Here is a 20,398-nt window from a genome sequence, read left to right as displayed (position 1 = left end):
AAATGCCTCCTCAGACGAAACGGCAGGAGATGCTGCCGAGCAGGTCGTAGTCGACGTGGAAGGTGTCCCCCGGCGCGGCCGCCACCGGGCGGGTGAAGGAGCCGCCGAGGATCACCTGGCCGGCCTCCAGGCAGACGCCGTAGGGCGCCAGCTTGTTGGCCAGCCAGGCGACGCCCTTGGCCGGGTGGTTGAGCACCGCGGCGGAGACGCCAGACTCCTCGATCACGCCATTGCGGTAGAGGATCGCCGGTACCCGCCGCAGGTCGATATCGCCTGGCCGCACGGCCCGGCCGCCCATCACCACGCCGGCGTTGGCGGCGTTGTCGGAGATGGTGTCGAAGACCTTGCGCGTGACTTTCGTTTGCGGGTCGACCTGCTGGATGCGCGCATCGATGATTTCCAGCGCCGGGATCACCCACTCGGTGGCCTCGAGCACGTCGAACAGGGTGCAGCCCGGTCCCTTCAGCGGCTTGCCGAGGATGAACGCCAGCTCCACCTCGACCCGCGGCACGATGAAGCGCTGGAAGGGGATGTCGCTGCCCTCCTCGAAGAACATGTCGTCGAGCAAGGCGCCGTAGTCCGGCTCGCTGATATTCGACGAGACCTGCATGGCGCGCGAGGTCAGGCCGATCTTGTGGCCCTTGAGCACGCGCCCGTCGGCGATCTTGCGCTCGACCCAGGCGCGCTGGATGGCGTAGGCGTCCTCGATGGCGATGTCCGGGTAGTCGAGGGAGAACTGCCTTACCTGCTGGCGCGAGCGTTCGGCGGCGTCGAGGCGGTTGGCGGCTTCCTGGATCAGACGGGGATCGAGCATGGTCGGGGTCTCTCGGTTCAGCGTGGGTTGACCACGGCGGCGGGGGTCCGCAGGACCAGGCCGGCGCCGAGGGCGATGAGGATGGCCAGCAGGTACAGGGCCAGGCTGGCGCTCTGGGTGGTGTCGCGCATCCAGCCGATCAGGTAGGGCGCGAGGAAGGCGGCGATGCTGCCGAAGGAACTGATCAGGGCGATTCCGGCGGCCAGGGTGGCGCTGGAAAGGAAGGCCGGCGGCAGTTGCCAGAACATCGGCAGGGCGGCGCTGGCGCCCATCCCGGCGATCACCAGGCCGCCCATCACCAGCCAGGCGCTGGTCGGTGCCAGGGCCGCCAGGCTGAGCCCGGCGGCGGCCATCAGCAACGGAATGCCCAGGTGCCAGCGGCGCTCGCGCAGGCGGTCGGAGGAACGGCCGATGAAGATCATGAAGGCGCAGCCGGCGAGATAGGGCACCGCGCTGAGCATGCCGATGCGGCTGTCCTGGGCGATGCCGGCGCCATGGATCAGGCTCGGCATCCAGAACGCGATGGTGTTCACCGCCAGCATCACCGCGAAATAGATCGCCACCAGCAGCCACACCTGCGGATTGCTGAAGATGCCGGAGAAGGAGGTGATGGTCTTGCGCTGCTCCTCGCCGGCCAGTTCCTCGCGCAGCAGGTGCTTCTGTTCGTCGCTGAGCCACGTCACCCGTTCGAAGCTTTCCGGCAGCGAGCACCAGACCACCACGCCGAGCAACACAACCGGCAGGCCTTCGATCAGGAACATCCACTGCCAGCCGCGCAGTCCGAGGGCGTCATGGAAGCCTTCTAGGATCCAGCCCGAAAGCGGTCCGCCGATCACCCCGGCCATGGGCACGGCGATGGCGAACAGAGCGGTGATCTGCCCGCGTCGGCGCGCCGGGAACCAGCGGTTCAGGTAGACCAGGATACCGGGGAAGAAGCCGGCCTCGGCGACCCCCAGGAGAAAGCGCAGCAGGTAGAAGCCGCGCGCGGTCTCCACCAGCAGCATGGCGGTGGAGAGACAGCCCCAGACCAGCATCAGGCAGGCGATCCAGCGGCGCGGGCCGATCCGTTCCAGCATCAGGTTGCTGGGCAGGCCGAACAGCGCATAGGCGATGAAGAACAGCCCGGCGCCGAGACCGTAGACGGTGTCGCTGAAGTGCAGGTCGGCGCTCATCTGCAACTTGGCGAAACCGATGTTGATGCGGTCCAGATGGGCGAAGACGTAGCACACCAGCAGCAGCGGCATCAGCCGCCAGGTGACGCGGTCGTGGGTGCTGTCGCTGAGAGGCAGGGTGGTGCTGTTCAGGGTGCTGGCTGTGCTCATGATCTTGTACTTTTTGTGAGCGCCCGGACGTCCCGGCGACCTGTCGGTGGCCGGGAGGCGAGCTGGGTGAGTGCAGCGTTATGGCGGGCTGGTCAGTCCGCCGGGTTGTTCAGGAATTCATGCACGTTGTTGCGCTTGTAGTTCAGCTCCGCGTCCAGTTCGGTGAGTTCGAAGGACAGCGCCAGCAGGCGTCGCGCCTGGAGCTCGGCGAAGTGCGCGGTGATCACCTCGAAAAGTGCCTCGGCGACTTGCCGGCGAGTCTCCAGGTCGCGACCGGCGCCGACTTTCAGGGTCATGTGGACGAAGGCGTAGTCGTGCCTGCCGTCGGCCATGCGCCAGGTGTCCAGGCGCACGCCGCGGCTGCGGATGCCGCCGAGCGGGAAAACGCCGCTGGCGCCGAGGCAGGCGTGGACCTTCTCGAACAGGCCGGGCAGGTCGGCTTCGGCTTCGATGTTGTCGGTGTATTCGGCGATGAAGTGCGGCATGGTGGCGTCCTCAGAGGCGGCTGGCGCAACTGGCGCCGGCCGGGTTGCCGGCCTGGGCGGCGGGGATCGCCGAGCCGTCCTGGGCGGTGACCGGGAATACCGCGTTGATCTGCCCGGTGCCGGAAGAGCCGAAGTAGGGCGTCACGACCTCCGCCTTGCCGTCGTAGGCCGACCAGCCGAGGGCGCCGAGGAGCATCGCGGTGTCGTGCATGAAGCCTTCGCCATGGCCCTTGGAGGCGTACTCGGGGAGCATCCCGCAGAACTCGGCCCAGCGGCCCTCCTGCCACATCTGCACGACTTCATGATCGAGAACCTCGAGGAACGGGCTCCAGATGCGGTCGGAGAAGTCCGGCGCCTGGCCGTTCTGGGCGAAGCGGTGGGACAGCGAGCCGCTGGCGAGGAACGCCACCGTGCCGTCGTAGTGCTCTTCCACCGCCTTGCGCATGGCCCAGCCCAGGCGCGCGCTGTCGTTCAGGTAATGCACGGTGCACAGGGCGGAGACCGAGACCACCTTGAAGTGGCGGTCCTGGTTCATGTAGCGCATCGGTACCAGGGTGCCGTACTCCGGGCCGAGGGTAGTGGCGTCGTGGGCCAGGGTTTCCACGCCGAGCGCGTTGCAACCCTCGGCGAGGATGCGGCCCAGCTCCGGGTTGCCGGGGAAGCCGTACTCCATGTTGGCGATGAAGTGCGGCAGCTCGTTGCTGGTGTAGAGCCCCTCGAAGTGCGGCGCGCAGTTGATGTGGTAGCCGGCGTTGACCAGCCAGTGGGTGTCGAACACTACGATGGTGTCGACCCCCAGTTCGCGGCAGCGCCGGCCGATCTCGCGGTGCCCGTCGATCGCCGGCTGGCGGCAGCCGTGGCGCGGGCCGGGCAGCTCGGATAGGTACAGCGAGGGTACGTGGGTGATCTTGGCAGCCAGAGCGACTTTGCCCATGACGATTCTCCTGGTGGCCCGTTGGGCCTGGCAGCGGGCGCGGCCGCTGGCGGCTCGCCCGGATTCTTCTGATTGTGTCTGCACGCCGGCGCTGCTGGCGGCCTCGGGCGGCCGCTCTGCACGAGCGCGCCCTACACGCCCCAGCGGGGGATGTGATGGCTGCCCATGGATATACACACGTTCTTGATCTCGGCGAATACCTCGAAGCTGTATTCCCCGCCTTCGCGTCCGGTGCCCGAGGCCTTCACCCCGCCGAACGGCTGGCGCAGGTCACGCACGTTCTGGCTGTTGATGAAGACCATCCCGGCCTCGATGCCGCGTGCCAGGCGATGGGCCTTGCCGATGTCCTGGGTCCAGATGTAGGAGGCCAGGCCGTATTCCACGTCGTTGGCCAGGCGCAGCGCCTCGGCTTCGTCCTTGAACGGGATCAGGCAGACCACCGGGCCGAAGATCTCCTCCTGGGCGATGCGCATGCGGTTGTCCACGTCGGCGAACACCGTGGGCTGGATGAACTGCCCCTTGCTCAGGTGCGCCGGCAGGCCGGCCGGACGCTCCAGGCCGCCGGCCACCAGGGTGGCGCCTTCCTCGAGGCCGATGCGGATGTAGCCGGTGACCTTGTCGTAGTGGGCCTGGGTGATCATCGAGCCGACCTGGGTCTTCGGGTCCTGCGGATCGCCGACGATCAGGCGCCTGGCGCGCGCGGCGAACTCGGCGACGAACTGCGGGTAGACGCTTTCCTGGACGAAGATGCGACTGCCGGCGGTGCAGCGCTCGCCGTTCAGCGAGAAGATGGTGAACAGCGCGGCGTCCAGCGCCCGCTCGAGGTCGGCGTCTTCGAAGACCAGCACCGGCGACTTGCCGCCCAGTTCCATCGAGTACTTCTTGATCCCGGCCGCCTCCATGATTCGTCGCCCCGTGGCGGTGCCGCCGGTGAAGGACACCGCGCGCACGTCGCGGTGGCGAACCAGCGCGTCGCCGGCGCTGGCGCCGTAGCCCTGGACCACGTTGAACACCCCCGGCGGAATGCCCGCCTCGTGCACCAGGCGGCCCAGCTCGTTGGCGGTCAGCGGCGACAGCTCGGACATCTTCAGCACCGCCGTGTTGCCCAGCGCCAGGCACGGCGCGGTCTTCCAGGTGGCGGTCATGAACGGTACGTTCCACGGCGAGACCAGGCCGCAGACGCCCACCGGCTGGTACAGGGTGTAGTTGAGCATCTGGTCGTCGACCGGATAGCTGTGCCCGTTCATCCGCGTGCAGACTTCGGCGAAGAACTCGAAGTTGTGCGAGGCGCGCGGGATCAGTACGTTCTTCGTCTGGTGGATCGGCAGGCCGGTGTCGAGGGTCTCAAGTTCCGCCAGGTGCGGCACGTTCCGGTCGATCAGCTCGCCGAGCCGGCGCATCAGGCGCGCGCGCTCCTTGGCCGGGGTATTGGCCCATTTCGGGAAGGCTTCCCGGGCCGCCGCCACCGCCGCGTCGATTTCCGCCGTGCCGCCGCTGGCAACCTCGCCGATCAGCTCGCCGGTGGCCGGGTTGTAGTTCTCGAAGACGTCCTTGCTTTCGACCTCGCGGCCATTGATCCAGTGTTTGATCATTCTGCGTGCTCCTGTGCGCGGGCGCGGAAGAATTCGGCCTCGCTGACGATTCGGTTGACCAGGCGACCGACGCCTTCCACCTCCACCACCACTTCGTCGCCGGGGACCACGTCGGACAGGCCTTCCGGGGTGCCGGTGGCGATCATGTCGCCCGGCTGCAGGGTCATGAAGCTGGAGAAGTATTCGATCAGGTAGGGAATGTCGAAGATCATGTCCGCGGTGCTGCCTTCCTGGCGCAGCTCGCCGTTGACCCAGGTGCGCAGGACCAGCCGGTTCGGCTCGGGAACCTCGGCCGCGTCGACGATCCACGGCCCCACCGGGGTGGTGGCGTCGCGGTTCTTCACCCGCAGGTTGGGCCGGTAGTAGTTCTCCAGGTAGTCGCGGATCGCGTAGTCGTTGCACACCGTGTAGCCGGCCAGGTAGCCGAGGGCGTCCTCGCGGCGGACGTTGCGCGCCGGCTTGCCGATCACCGCCACCAGTTCGCACTCGTAGTGCATGTAGTCGACGTTGTCCGGACGCCAGCTGACCTGGCGGTGGCCGGTGTAGGTGCCCGGCGACTTGATGAACGCCAGCGGTTCGCTGGGCGCCTTGAACGACAGTTCGGCGGCATGGTCGGCGTAGTTCAGGCCGAGGGCGAACATGCTCCCGGTGGCCGGCGGCAGCCACTCCACCCGGTCCTCGGCGAGCAGGGTGCCGTCGGCCAGGCGGACGGCGTTGGCGTCTTCCACGGTGACCTGGTGAACCCGGCCCTGGTAGCGGATGCGTGCGTGTTTCATGGTCGGTTCCTCATTCCGCGACGATGCTGTTGGCGAGGCGGCCGAGGCCGTCGATCTCGACCTCGACGCGGTCGCCGGGATGCACGTCGACGCGCCCTTCGGGGGTGCCGGTGATCAGCACGTCGCCGGCGTGCAGGGTCATGAACTCGCTGATCTCGGCGATCAGCCGCGGGATGTCGCGCACCAGGTTGGCGGTGTTGTTGCGCTGGCGCAGTTCGCCGTTGACGTACAGCTTCAGCTCCAGCGCATGGGGATCGGCGATCTCCTGCGTCGGCACCAGTTGCGGACCGAACGGGCAGAAGCCGTCGCGGCACTTGGCTTTCACCGCCGGGCGGTAGTAGCTGTCTTCCGGCAGGCTGAACTCGTTGACGATCACGTAGCCGGCGACATGCGCCATGGCCTCTTCCTCCTTCACCCGGCTGGCGTCGCGAGCGATCACCACGCCCAGCGCCGGGCCCGGTTGCAGGCGCTCGACGCCGCGCGGGAAGAGCACCGGGGCGTCGTGCTCGTTGCGGGTATTCGGTGTCTTGATGAACAACACCGGCTTCACTGGCGGCTTCTGGTAGGGCGGCTGCTGGAACTCCGGCAGGCGGCTGTCGAGCAGGCCCTTGTAGTTCAGCGCGACGCCGAACAGGGTGCCGGCGGCGACGTCATTCAGTGCGCGGCTCATTGTGGTGGTGTCTCCTGGCGCGATAAGCGAACGGCGAGGGGGCCGTCCTGGCGAAAACTCGTTAATGTGTTAACGTTATATTTAACATGTTAATGATCGTCAACCCCGGTTGCTGCGCCATTCGTCCCGGGGAGGTGGCAAGAGGCGCCGTCTGCGGTATACGGATGCCCGCGACGGCTTGCGTGCGCAGCCGGGAAGAACAACAAAGAGAAGATCGCCATGCCAGAGCGCCAGCCGATCCCCAACATCAACATCGGGCAGGTCTACGACCAGCGCTATGCCGACGCCGAGGTGCACTACGATGCGCTGGGCAACCTGGCCGGATTCTTCGGTCGCAACATGCCGGCGCACCGGCACGACCGTTTCTTCCAGGTGCACTACGTGAAGAACGGCGCGGTGCGGGTCTATCTCGACGAGCGCCAGTACCTGGAGTCGGGGCCGATGTTCTTCCTCACCCCGCCGACCGTGCCGCACGCCTTCGTCACCGAGGCGGACGCCGATGGCCATGTGCTGACCGTGCGCCAGCAACTGGTGTGGAGCCTCACCGAAGCAGAGCCGGGCCTGGCGCCCGGCCCGCAGGTGGCGCCGGCCTGCGTGGCGCTGGGCAACCTGGAGGGCGGCGCGGCCGAGGAGGCGGCGCGCCTGGCGCTGCTCTTCGAGCAGTTGCGCAGCGAGTCGATGGCCAGCCGCTCCGGCCGCCAGCAGGCGCTGCTGGCGCTGACCCGGCTGGTCATGATCAGCCTGCTGCGTCTCTCGGCCAATTCGGTGGCTGCGCGGCCGATGCGCCACGAAGACCTGCAGATCTTCCAGCGCTTCAACGCGCTGATCGAGGAGCGCTATGCCGAGCACTGGCCGCTGTCGCTCTACGCCAGCCGGATCGGCGTCACCGAGGCGCGCCTCAACGACGTCTGCCGGCGCATCGCCGACCTGCCGTCGAAGCGCCTGGTGTACGAACGGCTTATGCAGGAGTCCAAGCGCCTGCTGCTGTTCACCGGCGGCTCGGTGAACGAGATCTGCTACCAGCTCGGCTTCAAGGACCCGGCCTACTTCAGTCGTTTCTTCGTGCGTTACGCGGGGCTCACCCCCAGCGCTTACCGCCAGCGACAGGCCGACGGGGAGTCCCGTCGCTGAGCGGGTGGGCGGGTATACTCGCGCTCCCACTCGAACAGGAAGCGTTTCTCCATGCATGATGCAGCCACCTCCATGCCGCCGCAGGCTCCCGCTACCTGGGCCGACTACCTTGCCGGCTACCGCTGGCGAGGGCAGGGCGAAGGATGTTCCGCGGCCACTGTCCACCGCCTGGAGGCTGCGCGGCGGCCGACCCTGTTCGTCAAGCAGGAAGTGCTGTCCGCACATGCCGAGCTGCCCGCCGAAATCGCCCGCCTGCGCTGGCTGCACGGTGCCGGCATCGATTGCCCGCAGGTGCTGAACGAAACCCAGAGCGACGGCCGGCAATGGCTGCTGATGAGCGCCGTGCCGGGGGACACGCTGTCCGCGCTGGCGCAGCGCGGCGAGCTGGAGCCCGAGCGCCTGGTGCGCCTGGTGGCCGCCGCCCTGCGCCGGCTGCACGATCTCGATCCGGCTGCCTGTCCCTTCGACCATCGCCTGGAGCGGCGCCTGGACACCGTGCGCCAGCGGGTCGAGGCCGGGCTGGTGGACGAGGCGGACTTCGATGACGACCATCGCGGTCGCAGCGCCACGGAGCTGTACCGCCTGCTCCTCGACCGGCGTCCGGCGGTCGAAGACCTGGTGGTCGCCCACGGCGACGCCTGCCTGCCCAACCTCTTGGCGGAGGGCCGGCGCTTCAGCGGCTTCATCGATTGCGGGCGGCTCGGCGTCGCCGACCGGCACCAGGACCTGGCCCTGGCCGCGCGGGACATCGAGGCCGAACTCGGCGCGGCCTGGGCCGAGGCCTTCCTCGTCGAATACGGCGGCGATATCGACGGCGAACGGCTGGCGTACTTCAGGCTATTGGACGAGTTCTTCTAGAGTAGGGCCGGTTCGGATCCGGTGCGGATTCGGCCTGTCTTTGCACGGAAACGGGGTACGACGGCACCCGCCATCGCGTCTTTTCTTGACGGCTCCGTAGAGTCGCCGGTTCAGTTCAGCCGGTACTGCGCCAGTTCCTTCGCCGAAAGCACGCGCATCCGTTTGGGATCGGTGCTTTGCATGGCCTGTACCAAGGTGCTGGGGATATCCATTTCGCGGAAGTAGGCGGCGGAGTCGTAGCGCATGCCGTTGGCCGAGCGCGAGTGCAGCGAGTCGCCGTGGGCGTAGTAGGGACGGTGCAGGCCGACGTAGCCGCGTACGGTCTTGCGCTTGCCGGCCGCCAGCAGGTAGACGCAGGTGCCCTGGCAGACGCTGCTCGACGGCACCAGCGCGTCGAAGCCGGATTCGCGCAGCAGGCGGCCCATGCGGATCGCCTCCGGCACGCTGCCGCCGATGCTGTTCAGCAGGAGCAGCTTACGCGAGTAGGTTCCCGGATTGTTGCGCAAACCCTTGAGCAGCGTCTCGTAGTCGCCCGGCGCGATCTCCTCCGAGACGCGGACCGTCAGCACCCGCCCCATGCTCTTGTGTTGCAGCGAATGCACTTCGACCCTGGCCAGTGCGGGAGCCGCGCAGAACACGGCGAGGCAGGCGAGGACGGTCCGGAGGCGGAGGCGGGGCATGGAACGGGGCGATCCTGTCAGACGGCGATGGCTGCCGAAGATACCTGCAAGCGTTGCATTGTGCACGGTCCTCGTCGTCAGGACGAGGAGCCGGTCTCCGCCTGGCGCACCGGCAGGCGCAGGCAGAAGGTGATGACGTCGTCGCGGCAGTCCACGTCGATACGCCCCTGGTGGGCCTGGGCGATGGCCTGGGAGATGTACAGGCCGATACCGAGGCCGTTGCGGTTGCGCTGGTTGTCCGCCGACTCGCGCTTGAACGGTTCGAACAGGTTGGCCAGTTGCGCTTCGGAGAGGCCGCTGGTTTCGTTGAGCACGCTCAGGCACACCTCGTCGCCCTGGCGGGTCAGGGTGACCAGCACCGGCCGGCCGGGCAGGCCGTGATGACGGGCGTTGCTCAGCAGGTTGGCGGCGACCTGGGCGTAGCGGTCCGGGTCGACCACGGCACGAACCTGCGGGTCGATGGCGATCTCGATCACCAGGCCGGGATAGGCGACGTCGGTTTCGCAGACGATCTGCCGCACCAGTTGCGAGACGTCGGTGTCGACCGGGTTCACGGTGAGGCCGATGCCCGATTGCAGGCGGCTCATGTCGAGGATCTGGCTGACCAGCCGTTCCATGCGGCTGCTGGACGCGGAAATGTGTTGGCGCAGTTCGGTGGTGCGGGTGTCGCTGGACGACAGCAGGGCCGCCGCCATGGAGATCGACTGCAACGGGTTGCGCAGGTCGTGGCCGAGCACCGCGATCAGGCGCTGGCGCATGCGGTCGACCTCGGCCGCATGGTTGAGACACAGTTCCATCAGGTCCAGGCGCAGCTTTTCGGCGATCGCCAGGTCGGTTTCGCTCCAGGGCGTGGAGTGGCCGCGGACCACCTCCTCCCAGGCCTCGAACGAGCCGCGCGGGGTCAGCCGCGGACCGGACGGGCCGATGGTCAACAGCTTTTCCGGCTTGCCGCCCCAGCGGATGCGGTGCACTTCCTCGTGGCGGAACCAGAAGATCCAGCCCGATTCCTGGCGGTGGAAACGGATCGCCAGCACACCGCAGCAGTCGCCGCCGTCCGGAGAGTCCACGCTGGGCTGCGGCCAGTTGTCGGTGTGGTAGATGTCCCGTTCCGGGTCGCGCTGCAGGCGTTGCAGGACATTCCCGGCCTGGCGCTCGAAGTCGCCGCGGATGCTCAGGGTGCGGCCGCCGAGCATGACCAGGGCGCCGTCGCAGGGAATCAGTGCGGCGATGCCATCGTCCGGGTGGGCCAGTGCGCCGAACAGGTCGTCTGCGTCCCGCGCGCGGCGAGCCAGGGCCAGCCTGCGCTCGGTGGACACGCGCAGCAGTTCGGCGATACGCCCCTGCTCCAGGCGCTCGACGATGGCGCTGCAGACCTGGGAGAAGATCTGGAACGACATGCGCACCGGGTAGGGAATCAGCTTGGGCGACATGTGATGGCAGGAGAACAGTCCCCAGAGCTTGCCGCCGACCACGATGGAGATGCTCATCGAGGCGCGCACGCCCATGTTGGTCAGGTATTCGCAGTGGATCGGCGAAACGCTGCGCAGCACGCTGTAGCTGAGATCGAACGATTCGTTGGTCTCCGGGTTCAGCGCGGGAAACACGCGCATCGGCGTATAGGCCACGTCGGCGATCAGCCTGATCGGGTTCTGGATGTACAGGCGACGCGCCTGGGCCGGGATGTCCGAGGCCGGGTAGCGTTGCCCCAGGTAGCTTTCGAGGTCTTCGCGACGGCTCTCGGCGACCACCTCGCCGGAGTCGTCATGGCGGAAACGGTAGGCCATCACCCGGTCGTAGCCGGTCATCCGGCGCAGTTCGTCGGTGACGTTGCTGAGCAGGCTGGCGGTGTCGTTGTGCAACTGGACCTGGGCGATGATGCGCTGGGCGTTGAGGGTGAAGGAGGTGATCGACAGCGTGTCCGCGGTGCGGATCTCGAACTCCAGGTAGAACACTTCCTTGTAGCTGTGGCCGATCACGTCGAACAGGTGTTCGCCGATCCGCGTCTCGACGCTGTTCGACCATGGGCCGTTGCCGGTCAGTCCCTCTTCGAGCATGCGCAGGACCTCCGGCCCCACCTGCTCCTGCGTCAGGTAGGAACCCGGCGAGGCGACGAAACCCAGTAGCGCCTGGATGTTCTCGCTTGCCGCGAGGACCATGCCGTCCGCGCGCAGGGCGATCAGCGCCCCGTGCGGCTGGATCGCGCCAGGCACGTGGATGGGTTCGTCCTCGCAGTTCGCCAGGGTAACCGGGGTGATGCTCGTCATCTATCGTCCAGCCTGGTCTCCAGGCAGTCAGGCCTCGTCGAGAACCCATCGACGAAACGAAAGGAATGTAGCCTGTGCCGCATCCTGCGCAAGGCCGATGGCTTCGGGGCTGTCGATCTGCCGGGCGAGCTGTTCGAGAAACTCCTGCCAGCGCACCCCGGTTGCCTGGCCGTAGCCCCGCAACCACTGTAGCGGCAGACCGGGCAGGCGTGGAGCTAGTCGTTTGTAGAGATACGCGCCGCCCAGCGTCGCGCCTTCCATCACGTAGGCCACCCCGAAGACCTCCGCGGCCTGTGTCGCATTCGGCAGGTCGGCGCAGCGCGGTAGCGCCTCCACCTGCGCGCGGCTCATGCCGCCGGCCAGCAGGTCGCTTTCCAGCCAGGTGCTCTTGACCAGCCGCGCGTCGGCCCGCAGCGCCGCCGGCCAGCCGCTGCGGTTGTCGCGCAGCGCGCGCTCCAGGGGTTCGAGCCAGCCAAGGATGCGTCCGGCATGGTCGAGGTAGGCGCGGTCGTCGAGATCGTCGTCGCCCAACGGCGAACGGCGGTCCAGTTCTGCGTGCAGGTCACGGGTGGCGTCGCGGAGTGCGGCGAGGGCTGGCGATGGAGATGGGGACATGAGGTCAGGGCCAGCGATTCGAGGCATGAACGGAAAAGAGTAGCAGGAAGCCGTACGCCCGGCTCGGAATAAATGGGCATCCCCGCGCGCGGCGCAGGGATGCCGGAGCGGGCGCGCTCAGGCCGCCTCGGTCTGCACCACCCGGTAGCAGGGGACGTAGGCCGCGCCGCCGGGCAGCTTCATCCGGTGCTGCTTGACGAAGGCCTGCAGCAGGCGGTCCAGCGGCAGCATCACCGCCGGGTCGCCGTGGATCTCGTAGGGCCCGTATTGCTCGATCATGCGGATGCCGTTGTCCTTGACGTTGCCGGCGACGATTCCGGAAAACGCGCGGCGCAGGTTGGCCGCCAGTTCGTGGGGCGGCAGGCTGCGGCTGAGCTGGAGGCTGGCCATGTTCTCGTGGGTCGGCTCGAACGGGCGCTGGAAGCTTTCATCGATCTTCAGCATCCAGTTGAAGTGGAAGGCGTCGTTGCGCTCGCGGCGGAACTGCTTCACTTCCTTCAGGCCCTGGGCCATCTGCTTGGCCACCTCGGCCGGGTCGTCGATGACGATCCGGTAGTGGCGCTGCGCCGCATGGCCGAGGGTCGCCCCGACGAATTCATGGAGCTGCTGCAGGTAGGCTTCGGCGCTGCGGGGACCGGTGAGGATGACCGGGAAGGGCAGGTCCTGGTTGTCCGGGTGCATGAGGATGCCCAGCAGGTAGAGGAACTCTTCCGCGGTCCCGGCGCCGCCGGGGAAGATGATGACCCCGTGGCCGACGCGGACGAAGGCTTCCAGGCGCTTCTCGATGTCCGGGAGTATCACCAGTTCGTTGACGATCGGGTTCGGCGCCTCGGCGGCGATGATTCCCGGTTCGGTCAGGCCCAGGTAGCGACCGCCGACGATGCGCTGCTTGGCGTGGCTGATGGTGGCGCCCTTCATCGGTCCCTTCATCACCCCCGGTCCGCAGCCGGTGCAGACGTCCAGGCTGCGCAGGCCGAGCTCATGGCCGACCTTCTTGGTGTACTTGTATTCCTCGCTGCTGATCGAATGACCGCCCCAGCAGACGACGATCTTCGGCTCGACGCCGGGGCGCAGCGTACGGGCGTTGCGCAGCAGCTGGAAGACGTAGTCGGTGAGGCCTTGGGAGCTGTCCAGGTCGACGTGCTGGCTGTCCAGCCCGCTCTGGGTGTAGACGATGTCGCGCAGGGCGCTGAACAGCATCTCGCGGGTGCTGGCGATCATCTCGCCATCGACGAAGGCGTCGGCCGGCGCGTTGATCAGCTCCAGGCGCACGCCGCGGTCCTGCTGGTGGATACGCACCTCGAAGTCCTTGTAGGCGTCGAGGATGGTCTTGGCGTTGTCGCTGTGGGCGCCGGTATTGAGGATCGCCAGGGCGCACTGGCGGAACAGTTGGTAGGTCTTGCCGTTGGCGGTTTCGCTCAGTTGTTGCACTTCGCGTTGGGAGAGGGTTTCCAGCGTGCCTTTCGGACTGACCGAGGCGTTGATCACAGGGCGATGAGACATGTGCGATTCCATGCAGGGGATGCGGCGGCGTAGAAGAGCCGCGGCATCCGGATAAGGGAGCGCCGGGCAGGTTGCGTGCCGGGGGAGAGGGCGATCAGCCGTCGGAGTGGGGCGACGAGGCAACCGTGCGCTGGGGCTTGGCTCCAGGGTCTTGGTTAAATGTAATAGCGAGAACCTGACTGATCTGACAAGGAAAATCTCGAATTTATCTGTCGCCGGCCTGGCACCGGGGAAATCCTGCCACTAGCCGTGGACGAAAAGATCCGGCATCGGCTGGGATAATCGACTCTTCTCCTGATATCGTTGCGTTTCCGCCGGATGCTCGGCCAGTCGAAGGGAGGAACGAAGCATGTCGTATGAACAGTCCAGCAGCGTACCTAGCGACTTTCTTTCCTCCTTTTTCCAAGAGCCTGTCATCCATGATCGAACTCAGAACCATCACCCGCGACGATTGGGAAACCTGCATTGACCTGAAGGTCGCCCGCCACCAGGCGCACTTCGTCGCTTCCAACCTCTATTCGCTGGCCCAGAGCCGCTTCCTGCCGGGGTTCCGCGCGGTCGGCATCCACCACGGCGGGCGCATGGTCGGCTTCGCCCTCTACGGCCCCGACGCCGACGACGGCCACTACTGGCTCTACCGTCTGATGATCGACCGCCGCTACCAGGGCAAGGGGCATGGCCGCGCCGCCCTGCAACGGATCATCGCCAGCGTGCGCCGGACGAGGCGGCGCAGCGATCGCCTGATGGTCGCCTACGCCGTCGACAACGACGTGGCTCGCCAGCTTTATCGGGACGCCGGCTTCGTCGAACAGGGCCTCGCGCCCTGGGGCGAGACGATGGCCTGCCTGATGCTGCCGGAGCCGTCCCATCGCTCCGGGACGGTCGCCGGAGCGCCGGGCGGGCGTGCAGCGCACGGCGTCCCGGCGTAGAATCGCGGGATTCGGCAGTTCCCTCCAATACCTATAACGACCATCCAACGCACATCGCCGCCCCGGACCCTTGCGTCCGGGGCGTTTTCCGTCGTGTGTGGCGAGGGTCGCGGGACCTGCCCGTCCGCCCCCTGCTCCGGAACCGAACGCCCCATGGACAGCACCTCCGAAACCCGCAGCGGCAGCTGGCTGAGCGTGATCGCCCTGGCCCTGGCCGCCTTCATCTTCAACACCACGGAGTTTGTCCCGGTCGGCCTGCTCAGCGACATCGGCCACAGCTTCGAGATGCCCACCTCGCAGGTCGGCCTGATGTTGACCATCTATGCCTGGGTGGTGTCGCTGGCCTCGTTGCCGATGATGCTGCTGACCCGCAATATCGAGCGGCGCAAGCTGCTGGTCGGGGTATTCCTGCTGTTCATCGCCAGTCACGTGCTGTCCGGGCTGGCCTGGAGCTTCCAGGTGCTGATGCTCAGCCGGATCGGCATTGCCTTCGCCCACGCGGTGTTCTGGGCTATCACCGCTTCGCTGGCGGTGCGCGTGGCGCCGCCGGGACAGCAGGCCAAGGCGCTAGGGCTGCTGGCCACCGGCACCACCCTGGCGATGGTCCTGGGCATCCCGCTGGGGCGGGTGGTCGGCGAGGCCCTGGGCTGGCGTACCACCTTCATGGCCATCGCCGGACTCTCGGTGCTGACCCTGCTCTACCTGGCGCGCTCCCTGCCGCTGCTGCCAAGCCAGAACTCCGGTTCCCTGCGCAGCCTGCCGATGCTGTTCCGACGCCCGGCGCTGGTCTGCCTGTACGTGCTGACCGTGGTGGTGATCAGCGCCCAGTTCACCGCCTACAGCTACATCGAGCCCTTCGCCAAGCAGGTGGCGCGGATGAGCGGCGAGGCGACCACCCTGCTGCTGCTGTTGTTCGGCGGCGCCGGGATCTTCGGTTCGATCCTCTTCAGCCGCTACAGCGAGGCTTTCCCGCGAGGCTTCCTGCTGGCCGCGATCCTCGTCTTGGGCAGCAGCCTGGCGCTGCTGTTGCCGCTGTCCGCGCAGCCGACCTGGCTGATGGCGCTCTGCCTGCTCTGGGGCATGTCGATCATGTGCTTCGGCCTGGCCCAGCAGTCCCGCGTCCTGCGCCTCGCCTCGGACGCCACCGACGTGGCCATGGCGCTGTTCTCCGGCCTGTACAACGTCGGCATCGGCGCCGGCGCGCTGCTCGGCAGCGTGGTCAGCGAACGCATGGGCCTGGCCTCGATCGGCAACGTCGGCGCCGTGCTGGCGCTGGCCGGCCTGCTGCTCGCCCTGTTCGCCGCACTGCGCTACGCGGAGGCGCTGAAAAGCACGTCGTTGTGAGCGGTCATACCTGGGGTCGGATGATTCGGCGGAGGAATCCGCCCGCTTGATCTAGTCTTCTGGGACGAAAAGGCGCAGGGAGTGCGGGATTGCCCCGCGCCGGGCCGGCGCAGGGACGGTATATCGGGTGAACGTACAACAGAGCAAGTTCAGGCTGAGCCGCTGGGCGGGCGCGACACTGGCGCTCGGACTGCTGCTGTCCGGGCTGGGCGCCTGGGGGTTGGCGCTGGTCAACGAGCAACAGGCGCGGATGGCGCTGGAACGCGAGGCGGAACTGCTGGCCGAGGCGGTGACCCGCCGCGTGGAACTCTACCAGTATGGCTTGCGCGGGGTGCGCGGTGCCTTGCTGACGGCGGGCGAGGCGCACATCGACCGCGAACTGTTCCGCCGCTACAGCCTGACCCGCGACATCGACCGCGAGTTTCCCGGCGCCCGCGGCTTCGGCTTCATACGCCGGGTGGCGGCCGCCGACGAGGCCGGGTTCCTGCGCCAGGCGCGGGCCGACGGCCAGCCGGAGTTCCGCATCCAGCAACTGACTCCGCACGATGGCGAGCGCTACGTCATCCAGTACATCGAGCCGGTGGCGCGCAACGGCCAGGCGTTGGGCCTGGACATCGCCTCGGAAGCCAATCGCCGGGAGGCCGCCCGCGCCGCCCTGGAGACCGGGCAGGTGCGCCTGACGGGGCCGATCACCCTGGTCCAGGCCAGCGGCTTGCGCCAGCAATCGTTCCTCATCCTGATGCCGATCTACCGCAGCGGCATCACTCCACCGCCGGGGCCCCAGCGCGAACTCGAAGGCTTCGGCTGGAGCTATGCGCCGCTGCTGACCGGCGAGGTGCTGGCCGGGTTGCCCATCGACAACGCGGCGATCCACCTCGAACTCAGCGACGTCACCGGCGACGGCGCTGCCGTGCCCTTCTTCGTCAACGGCGCCGCGGCGCCGGCTCAACGCCTGTTCGGCCACATGCTGCGGCGGGAGATCTACGGTCGGCACTGGCAGATGGCGTTCAGCGCACTGCCGCTGTTCGTCCAGCGCCTGCACCAGCCTTCGCCGCGCATCCTGTTCCTGGCCGGCAGCCTGGTCAGCCTGTTGCTGGCGGCGCTGGTCAACGCCAGCGCCCTCGGCCGCCTGCGCCGGCGTCGGGAGGCGGCGACCCAGGCGCGGCTGGCGGCGATCGTCGGCAATTCGGCGGACGGCATCATCGGCGTCGGCCTCGACGGCGTCATCAGCGACTGGAATCGCGGGGCCGAGGCGTTGTTCGGCTACCGCGAGGAGCAGGCGGTCGGGCGGCGGGTGGTGGACCTGCTGGTGCCGCCATCCAAGGAGAACGAGGAACTCGACATCCTCGCCCGCATCGCCCGTAAAGAACAGGTGGTCAGCTTCGATACCGTGCGCCGGCACCAGGATGGCCACCTGCTCGACGTGGCGGTGACCGTCTCGCCGATCCTCGGTCCGGACGGCGGCGTGGTCGGCGCCTCGAAGACCGTACGCGACATCTCCGCGAAGAAGGCCGCCGAGGCCCGCATCCGCGAACTCAATACCGGCCTGGAGCACCAGATCGCCGAGCGTACCGCCGAACTGCGTCGGTTGAACGTACTGCTCGGCAGCGTGCTGCAGGCGGCGTCCGAGGTGTCGATCATCACCCTCGACCGCGATGGCATCATCAGCGGCTTCAATCTCGGTGCCGAGCGGATGCTCGGCTACCGCGCCGACGAGGTGGTCGGCAAGGCCTCGCCGACCCTGCTGCACAGCGAGCGGGAGTTGCTCGCCCGCGGCCAGGAGCTGGGCGAGGAGGGTTTCCGCGTGCTGGTGGCGCGGGCCGAACAGGAGGGCGCCGAGACCCGCGAATGGACCTATCTGCGCAAGGACGGCTCGCCGCTCAGCGTGACGCTTTCGGTTACCGTCCTGCGCGACGAGGCTGGGGCGATCAACGGCTACCTGGGCATCGCCGTCGATGTCACCGAATGGCGCAACGCCGAGCGCGAGATGGCCGCGGCGCGCGACCAGTTGCAAATGGCCGCCGACGTGGCGCGCCTGGGCATCTGGCGCTGGAACCTGGCCGACGACAGCCTGCAGTGGAACGAGCGCATGTGCGAGCTGTATGGCCAGCCGCTGGCGTTGCGCGACGGCGGCCTGGTCTACGAGCATTGGCGCAGCCGCCTGCATCCGGAAGACCTCGAGCGCACCGAGGCCAGCCTGCGCGCGGCGGTGGAGGGGCGCGGCAACTACGATGTGATCTTCCGCGTGGTGCTGCCCGACGGCGGCATCCGCTTCATCCAGGCCGGCGCGCAGGTCGAGCGCGACGCCGACGGCAACCCGCTGCAGGTCACCGGGATCAATATCGATATCACCAGCGACCAGCAACTGCAGGCGCGCCTGCGCGAGGCCAAGGAGCAGGCGGACGCCGCCAGCGCGGCGAAGTCGTCGTTCCTGGCGAACATGAGCCACGAGATCCGCACCCCGATGAATGCCGTGCTGGGCATGCTGCAACTGGCCCGGCAGACCGATCTCAACGAACGCCAGCGCGACTACCTGGACAAGGCCAGCTCGGCGGCAACCTCGTTGCTCGGCCTGCTCAACGACATCCTCGACTACTCGAAGATCGAGGCCGGCAAACTGGTCCTGGAAATGCTCCCCTTCGAGCTGGAGCCGCTGATGCAGGACCTGGCCGTGGTGCTCTCCGGCAACCAGGGCGACAAGGACGTCGAGGTGATCTTCGACATCGATCCCGAGCTGCCCAGCGCGGTGGTCGGCGACCGCCTGCGCCTGCAGCAGATCCTCATCAACCTGGCCGGCAACGCACTGAAGTTCACCGCCCGCGGGCACGTCCTGGTGAGCTTGCGGCGTTTGGCGCACGACGCCCACCTGGTGCGCCTGCGGGTGCTGGTGGCGGACACCGGCATCGGCATCAGCGCGGAACAGCAGCAGCGCATCTTCGAAGGTTTCACCCAGGCCGAGGCGTCCACCTCGCGACGCTTCGGCGGCACCGGCCTCGGCCTGTTCATATGCAAACGCCTGGTCGACCTGATGGGCGGTGAATTGCGGGTCGAGAGCGCGCCGGGCAGCGGTAGCCGGTTCTGGTTCGACCTGGACCTCGACGTCGCCCACGACCAACCGCTGCGTGCGGCCTGCCCCGGGGCCGGCGAACCGCTGCGGCTGCTGGTGGCGGACGACAACCTGGTGGCCGGCGAGCTGCTCGAACGCACGGTCGGCGCCCTCGGCTGGCGCGCCGACTGCGTCGGCAGCGGCAGCGAGGCGGTGGCACGGGTCCAGGCGGCGATGGCCGAAGGCCGTCGCTACGACGTGGTGCTGATGGATTGGCGCATGCCCGATCTCGACGGCCTCAGCGCGGCGCAACTGATCCGCCAGTTGCAGGGCGACCTGCCGCCGCCCATGGTGATCATGATCACCGCCTATGGCCGCGAGGTGCTGGCCGATGCGCGCGACCACAGCGCGCCGCCCTTCGTCGATTTTCTCACCAAGCCGGTCACGCCCAAGCAACTGGCCGACTCGGTGCTGCATGCCCTGCACGGTGAACAGGGCGCCCCGGCCAACCCGCCGCCGCGCCCGGTGGAGCGCACCCAGCGGTTGCGGGGCGTGCGTCTGCTGGTAGTGGAGGACAACGCGCTGAACCGCCAGGTCGCCGCCGAGCTGTTGAGCAGCGAGGGCGCCCGGGTGGCCCTCGCCGACGGTGGGCTGGCGGGCGTTCAGCAGGTGCTGGAGGCGAGCGTGCCGTTCGACGCGGTGCTGATGGACATGCAGATGCCGGATATCGATGGTCTCGAGGCGACCCGGCGAATCCGCGCCGACGGGCGCTTCGCCGGGCTGCCGATCCTGGCCATGACCGCCAACGCCTCGCTGGCCGACCGCGAAGCCTGCCTGGCGGCGGGCATGAACGACCATGTGGCGAAGCCGATCGACAAGGAGCGCCTGGTGCTTTGTCTGCTCGGTCATCTCGGCAGGAGCGGCGACAGGGGGGCGCCGGCAACGACAGCGGACGCGGGCGAACTGGTCGAGGCGCGGGGCGATATCGTCGGGCGTTTCGGCGGCAGCCTGGAGCTGATCGTCCAGGTGTTGCGGCGCTTCGTTCCGGATATGCAGGACCTCTTCGCCCAGCTCGAACGCCAGCTCGGCGAGGGCGATGTCCAGGGCAGCGCCGCGACCCTGCATACCATCAAGGGCAGCGCGTCCACCGTTGGCGCCAGCGCCCTGGCCGACCGTGCCAGCGAGCTGGAGCAGGCCCTGCGCCGCGCCGATCCGCTGCGCGGCATGGAAATCCTCGCCGGCATCCGCCTCGACGAACTGCGCACCCTGTGCGATGCCTGCCTGCTCCGCCTGCAGGCGATGTTCGGCGACGTGCAGGCGGAGTCGGCGAGCTGAACCCCGGCGCGGTGGCCAGTCCCGCCAAGGATTCAGGCGGACCCGGGGCTCGCCTGCATCCGCTGCGGCCTGTAGGGCGAATAACGCCATGGGCGTTATC

16 protein-coding genes are annotated in these 20,398 nt (G+C 67.9%); 5 read left to right on the top strand and 11 right to left on the bottom strand.

Translation table 11 applies throughout. The features are described 5' to 3' along the window. Positions 1–10 precede the first annotated feature (10 nt). The 7 genes from hpaH to ACTJJX_RS24110 form a co-directional block, all read right to left on the bottom strand. Positions 11–814 carry a 2-oxo-hept-4-ene-1,7-dioate hydratase gene (hpaH, locus tag ACTJJX_RS24140; RefSeq protein WP_003101261.1) on the bottom strand — a complete coding sequence of 268 codons (804 nt, stop codon included), beginning with the start codon at positions 812–814 and terminating at the stop codon, positions 11–13. A gap of 17 nt (positions 815–831) precedes the next feature. Then, on the bottom strand, positions 832–2,136 hold the full coding sequence (locus ACTJJX_RS24135) for an MFS transporter (RefSeq protein ID WP_003101263.1): 1,305 nt from the start codon (positions 2,134–2,136) through the stop codon (positions 832–834). A gap of 92 nt (positions 2,137–2,228) precedes the next feature. Next, entirely contained in the window at positions 2,229–2,621 is a 393-nt protein-coding gene (locus ACTJJX_RS24130; protein WP_003101265.1) for a 5-carboxymethyl-2-hydroxymuconate Delta-isomerase, read from the bottom strand. Positions 2,622–2,631: 10 nt separating this feature from the next. Further along, positions 2,632–3,555 carry a 3,4-dihydroxyphenylacetate 2,3-dioxygenase gene (gene hpaD, locus ACTJJX_RS24125; protein WP_003093449.1) on the bottom strand — a complete coding sequence of 308 codons (924 nt, stop codon included), beginning with the start codon at positions 3,553–3,555 and terminating at the stop codon, positions 2,632–2,634. 131 nt (positions 3,556–3,686) lie between these two features. Beyond that, complete coding sequence (gene hpaE, locus ACTJJX_RS24120) at positions 3,687–5,147, bottom strand: 5-carboxymethyl-2-hydroxymuconate semialdehyde dehydrogenase (protein ID WP_009877075.1); 1,461 nt, start codon at positions 5,145–5,147, stop codon at positions 3,687–3,689. Beyond that, positions 5,144–5,923 (bottom strand): fumarylacetoacetate hydrolase family protein, encoded by a 780-nt coding sequence (locus ACTJJX_RS24115; RefSeq protein ID WP_003101268.1) that lies wholly within the window; start codon positions 5,921–5,923, stop codon positions 5,144–5,146. The genes hpaE and ACTJJX_RS24115 overlap by 4 nt, the downstream gene beginning before the upstream one ends. A 10-nt stretch (positions 5,924–5,933) precedes the next feature. Continuing rightward, positions 5,934–6,593, bottom strand: a complete 660-nt coding sequence (locus ACTJJX_RS24110) for a fumarylacetoacetate hydrolase family protein (RefSeq protein ID WP_003110133.1) — start codon at positions 6,591–6,593, stop codon at positions 5,934–5,936. A gap of 219 nt (positions 6,594–6,812) precedes the next feature. Here ACTJJX_RS24110 and hpaA point away from each other — a divergent pair, with 219 nt between their 5' ends. Together hpaA and ACTJJX_RS24100 are read left to right on the top strand one after the other, a co-directional pair. Then, positions 6,813–7,724 (top strand): 4-hydroxyphenylacetate catabolism regulatory protein HpaA, encoded by a 912-nt coding sequence (hpaA, locus tag ACTJJX_RS24105; protein ID WP_003113010.1) that lies wholly within the window; start codon positions 6,813–6,815, stop codon positions 7,722–7,724. Between the two features lie 51 nt (positions 7,725–7,775). Beyond that, complete coding sequence (locus ACTJJX_RS24100; RefSeq protein WP_003121928.1) at positions 7,776–8,582, top strand: APH(3')-II family aminoglycoside O-phosphotransferase; 807 nt, start codon at positions 7,776–7,778, stop codon at positions 8,580–8,582. A 110-nt stretch (positions 8,583–8,692) separates the two neighbouring features. On the opposite strand, the gene ACTJJX_RS24095 is transcribed toward ACTJJX_RS24100, so the two are convergent. From ACTJJX_RS24095 to ppnN, 4 genes are all read right to left on the bottom strand, one after another. After that, positions 8,693–9,262 carry a hypothetical protein gene (locus ACTJJX_RS24095; protein ID WP_003101275.1) on the bottom strand — a complete coding sequence of 190 codons (570 nt, stop codon included), beginning with the start codon at positions 9,260–9,262 and terminating at the stop codon, positions 8,693–8,695. A 77-nt stretch (positions 9,263–9,339) separates the two neighbouring features. Next, a complete protein-coding gene (gene bphP, locus ACTJJX_RS24090; protein WP_003121929.1) occupies positions 9,340–11,526 on the bottom strand; it encodes a bacteriophytochrome BphP in 2,187 nt (728 codons plus the stop codon). 27 nt (positions 11,527–11,553) lie between these two features. Then, the gene (locus ACTJJX_RS24085; RefSeq protein ID WP_016852457.1) at positions 11,554–12,141 is read right to left on the bottom strand and encodes a biliverdin-producing heme oxygenase; all 588 of its coding nucleotides are present in this window, start codon (positions 12,139–12,141) and stop codon (positions 11,554–11,556) included. A 117-nt stretch (positions 12,142–12,258) separates the two neighbouring features. After that, the gene (gene ppnN / locus ACTJJX_RS24080; protein ID WP_003121931.1) at positions 12,259–13,644 is read right to left on the bottom strand and encodes a nucleotide 5'-monophosphate nucleosidase PpnN; all 1,386 of its coding nucleotides are present in this window, start codon (positions 13,642–13,644) and stop codon (positions 12,259–12,261) included. Positions 13,645–14,063: 419 nt separating this feature from the next. Between ppnN and ACTJJX_RS24075 the strand changes: the two genes are divergently transcribed. The 3 genes from ACTJJX_RS24075 (at position 14,064) to ACTJJX_RS24065 (ending at position 20,298) form a co-directional block, all read left to right on the top strand. Then, the gene (locus ACTJJX_RS24075) at positions 14,064–14,573 is read left to right on the top strand and encodes a GNAT family N-acetyltransferase (protein WP_003118200.1); all 510 of its coding nucleotides are present in this window, start codon (positions 14,064–14,066) and stop codon (positions 14,571–14,573) included. Positions 14,574–14,726: 153 nt separating this feature from the next. After that, complete coding sequence (locus ACTJJX_RS24070) at positions 14,727–15,917, top strand: sugar transporter (protein ID WP_004345966.1); 1,191 nt, start codon at positions 14,727–14,729, stop codon at positions 15,915–15,917. Positions 15,918–16,044: 127 nt separating this feature from the next. Further along, positions 16,045–20,298 carry a PAS domain-containing hybrid sensor histidine kinase/response regulator gene (locus tag ACTJJX_RS24065; RefSeq protein ID WP_016852458.1) on the top strand — a complete coding sequence of 1,418 codons (4,254 nt, stop codon included), beginning with the start codon at positions 16,045–16,047 and terminating at the stop codon, positions 20,296–20,298. Positions 20,299–20,398: the final 100 nt, after the last annotated feature.

Origin of the sequence: Pseudomonas sp. 22490 (genome assembly GCF_052044465.1) — a bacterium.
Lineage (GTDB): Bacteria > Pseudomonadota > Gammaproteobacteria > Pseudomonadales > Pseudomonadaceae > Pseudomonas > Pseudomonas aeruginosa.
This window is presented reverse-complemented; position numbering and strand designations above follow the sequence as displayed.

Coding starts and splice junctions, on each gene's coding strand:
- ACTJJX_RS24070 (WP_004345966.1), top strand. CDS start 14,727: ATGGACAGCACCTCCGAAACCCGCAGCGGCAGCTGGCTGAGCGTGATC.
- ACTJJX_RS24095 (WP_003101275.1), bottom strand. CDS start 9,262: ATGCCCCGCCTCCGCCTCCGGACCGTCCTCGCCTGCCTCGCCGTGTTC.
- ACTJJX_RS24135 (WP_003101263.1), bottom strand. CDS start 2,136: ATGAGCACAGCCAGCACCCTGAACAGCACCACCCTGCCTCTCAGCGAC.
- hpaE (WP_009877075.1), bottom strand. CDS start 5,147: ATGATCAAACACTGGATCAATGGCCGCGAGGTCGAAAGCAAGGACGTC.
- hpaD (WP_003093449.1), bottom strand. CDS start 3,555: ATGGGCAAAGTCGCTCTGGCTGCCAAGATCACCCACGTACCCTCGCTG.
- ACTJJX_RS24075 (WP_003118200.1), top strand. CDS start 14,064: ATGATCGAACTCAGAACCATCACCCGCGACGATTGGGAAACCTGCATT.
- ACTJJX_RS24130 (WP_003101265.1), bottom strand. CDS start 2,621: ATGCCGCACTTCATCGCCGAATACACCGACAACATCGAAGCCGAAGCC.
- ACTJJX_RS24085 (WP_016852457.1), bottom strand. CDS start 12,141: ATGTCCCCATCTCCATCGCCAGCCCTCGCCGCACTCCGCGACGCCACC.
- ACTJJX_RS24100 (WP_003121928.1), top strand. CDS start 7,776: ATGCATGATGCAGCCACCTCCATGCCGCCGCAGGCTCCCGCTACCTGG.
- ACTJJX_RS24115 (WP_003101268.1), bottom strand. CDS start 5,923: ATGAAACACGCACGCATCCGCTACCAGGGCCGGGTTCACCAGGTCACC.
- ppnN (WP_003121931.1), bottom strand. CDS start 13,644: ATGTCTCATCGCCCTGTGATCAACGCCTCGGTCAGTCCGAAAGGCACG.
- hpaA (WP_003113010.1), top strand. CDS start 6,813: ATGCCAGAGCGCCAGCCGATCCCCAACATCAACATCGGGCAGGTCTAC.
- bphP (WP_003121929.1), bottom strand. CDS start 11,526: ATGACGAGCATCACCCCGGTTACCCTGGCGAACTGCGAGGACGAACCC.
- ACTJJX_RS24110 (WP_003110133.1), bottom strand. CDS start 6,593: ATGAGCCGCGCACTGAATGACGTCGCCGCCGGCACCCTGTTCGGCGTC.
- hpaH (WP_003101261.1), bottom strand. CDS start 814: ATGCTCGATCCCCGTCTGATCCAGGAAGCCGCCAACCGCCTCGACGCC.